The organism is Novosphingobium profundi (genome assembly GCF_018491765.1).
Taxonomy (GTDB): Bacteria; Pseudomonadota; Alphaproteobacteria; order Sphingomonadales; family Sphingomonadaceae; genus Novosphingobium; species Novosphingobium profundi.
Window position 1 is genome coordinate 1 of sequence record NZ_JABWCU010000061.1, and the last position, 2,664, is coordinate 2,664.

The 2,664-nt window shown below is 69.9% G+C and carries 3 protein-coding genes; all 3 read left to right on the plus strand.

What is annotated here, in order from left to right; genetic code table 11:
- A partial coding sequence (gene kduI, locus HT136_RS25950; RefSeq protein ID WP_214202641.1) for a 5-dehydro-4-deoxy-D-glucuronate isomerase occupies positions 1-836 on the plus strand: 836 nt, incomplete at its 5' end.
- Between the two features lie 14 nt (positions 837-850).
- Positions 851-1,606: a 2-dehydro-3-deoxy-D-gluconate 5-dehydrogenase KduD gene (kduD, locus tag HT136_RS25955; RefSeq protein WP_214202642.1), complete on the plus strand. Its 756-nt coding sequence runs from the start codon at positions 851-853 to the stop codon at positions 1,604-1,606.
- An 11-nt stretch (positions 1,607-1,617) separates the two neighbouring features.
- Positions 1,618-2,664: a sugar kinase gene (locus HT136_RS25960; protein WP_214202643.1), complete on the plus strand. Its 1,047-nt coding sequence runs from the start codon at positions 1,618-1,620 to the stop codon at positions 2,662-2,664.

Consider the following 2,664-nt stretch of genomic DNA (forward strand, 5'->3'; position numbering starts at 1 on the left):
TGTTCTGCAAGACCTACCACGCGACGCATCCGGACATGATGGAGTGCGTGTCGAACGAGGAGCTTCGCGACCGTTACCTGGTGGGAGGCATGTTCGAGGCGGGCAAGGTTTGCCTGAACTACTCGCACAACGAGCGCTTCGTGATCGGGGGGGCGGTGCCTTCGGGCGGGCCGCTGGTGCTGCCCGCGCAGAGCGAGCCCAAGAGCGCCGAGGGGCATCCTTTCCTGGAACGGCGCGAGGCGGGCATCGTCAACATCGGCGGGGCGGGCGCGATCACCGTCGATGGCCAGCGCTTCGAGATGCAGAACAAGGAATGCCTCTACGTGCCCATGGGCAGCAAGGAGGTGGTGTTCGAGGGTGAGGGCGCGCGCTTCTACATCGCGTCGGTTCCCGCCCACAAGGCCTGCCCGATCAAGCACATCACGCTTGGCGAGGCCAACCCGCTGGCGCGCGGCGACCTGGCCAACTCGAACCAGCGCACGATCTACCAGCTCGTCATTCCCGGCGTGTGCGAGAGCGCGCAGCTCCTGCTTGGCCTCACCGTGCTGGAAGAAGGCTCGGTGTGGAACACCATGCCCCCGCACCTCCACGACCGCCGCTCGGAGATCTACCTCTACTTCGACCTTCCCGAAGAGAACGACCGCATCTTCCACTACATGGGCGAGCCCGACCAGATGCGCCACATCGTCATCGCCAACGAGGAGGCGGTGATCAGCCCGCCCTGGTCGATCCACATGGGCTCGGGCACCAAGAAGTACGCGTTCATCTGGGCCATGGGCGGGGAAAACCTCGACTACACCGACATGAACGTCCTCGACATCTGCCAGCTTCAGTAAGGGAGGGCGAACAGATGGCGATTTCCTTCAGCCTCCAGGGCCGGCGCGCGCTCGTCACCGGCGCCAACACCGGCATCGGCCAGGCCATTGCCGTGGCGCTGGCCGAGGCGGGCGCCGACGTCGCGCTTGCCGGACGCAGCGACCCCACCGAGACCCTTGCGCTCATTGCCAAGACCGGCCGCGAGGCCCTGAACATCAAGGCCGACCTTTCCTCGATCGAGCCGGTCGAGCGCGTGATGGCCGAGGCCGAGGCGGGCCTTGGCCCCATCGACATTCTCGTCAACAACGCCGGGATCATCCGGCGCGAGGACCTGCTCCGGTTTTCCGAGGCGGACTGGGACGCGGTGATCGATACGAACCTCAAGACCCTGTTCTTCCTCAGCCAGGCCGCCGCGCGCGGCATGGCCGAGAGGGGATCGGGCAAGATCGTCAACATCGCCTCGCTGCTCACCTTCCAGGGCGGCATCCGCGTGCCCAGCTACGCCGCGGCCAAGTCGGGCGTGGGCGGGGTGACCAAGGCCATGGCCAACGAGCTCGCGCCGATGGGCGTGCAGGTCAACGCCATCGCGCCCGGCTACATCGCGACCAACAACACCGCCGCGCTCCAGGCCGACGAGACCCGTTCGCGCCAGATCCTCGAGCGCATCCCGGCGGGGCGCTGGGGCGATCCCGCCGACATCGCGGGCGCCGCGGTGTTCCTCGCCTCCTCGGCCTCCGACTACGTCACCGGCCAGGTGCTCGCCGTCGACGGCGGCTGGCTGGCGCGCTGAGACCGCAGACCATGACCCCGCCCCGACCCCAGGCCCAGCTCCCGTCCCGCAGCGGACACGTCGTGTGCTTTGGCGAGATGCTGCTGCGCTTCGCGACGCCCACCGGGCGGCTCACCGCACAGTGCCAGGCGCTCGACATGGCGGTGGGCGGCGCGGAAGCGAACGTGGCGGCGGGGCTTTCCTCGCTCGGCCACGCGACGCAGATGCTGACCTGCCTGCCGACGGGGCCGCTGGGCGACACCGCGCGCGCGGCGCTGGGCGCGGCGGGCGTGGGCACCGCGCACATCGCGCGTGGCCCGGGCCGCATGGGGCTCTACTTCCTCGAGACCGGGGCGGGCCTGCGGCCTTCCGCCATCACGTACGACCGCGCGGGCAGCCTCTTCGCAAACTCGCGCCCTGAAGACTTCGACTGGACGCGCGCGCTGGACGGCGCGGCCTTGCTGCACCTGTCCGGAATCACCCCCGCGCAGGGCCCGCAAGGGGTGGACCTCGCCCGCGCGGCGGTGGCCGCGGCGCAAGCCGCCGATGTGCCGATCTGCTTCGACGGCAACTACCGCGCGCTCTTGTGGGAGGCCTGGGACAGCGACCCGCGCGCCATCCTCACCGAACTGTTCGGCGCCGCGACGATCATGATCGGCAACCATCGCGACATCGCGCTGCTGCTGGCGAGGCCCTTCCCGGGCGACGGCGCCGAGCGCCGCCGCGAGGCCGCCGAGGCGATGTTCGAGGCCTTCCCCCGGCTCGAGCTGATCGCCTCGACCGCGCGCCACGTGGTGACGGGCGACCACCACCGCATCGCCGCGCGCGTCGACAGCCGCATGGCCGCGCACCAGACCAGCGAGATCGACGTCACCGGCATCGTCGACCGCATCGGCACCGGCGATGCCTTCGCCGCAGGCGTGCTCCACCGCTGGCTCGAGGGCGGCGACGTCACCGCCCTGGCGCACGCCGGCCTCGCCTACACCGCGCTCAAGCACTCCATCCCCGGCGACATGGCCCTCCTCGGACCCCTCGAACTCAACACCTTCTCCGCATCAGGCGGCGATGTGCGGCGTTAG

What these genes read in the sequence shown, in the direction of transcription:
- kduD (WP_214202642.1), top strand. Translation starts at nt 851, where the DNA reads ATGGCGATTTCCTTCAGCCTCCAGGGCCGGCGCGCGCTCGTCACCGGC.
- HT136_RS25960 (WP_214202643.1), top strand. Translation starts at nt 1,618, where the DNA reads ATGACCCCGCCCCGACCCCAGGCCCAGCTCCCGTCCCGCAGCGGACAC.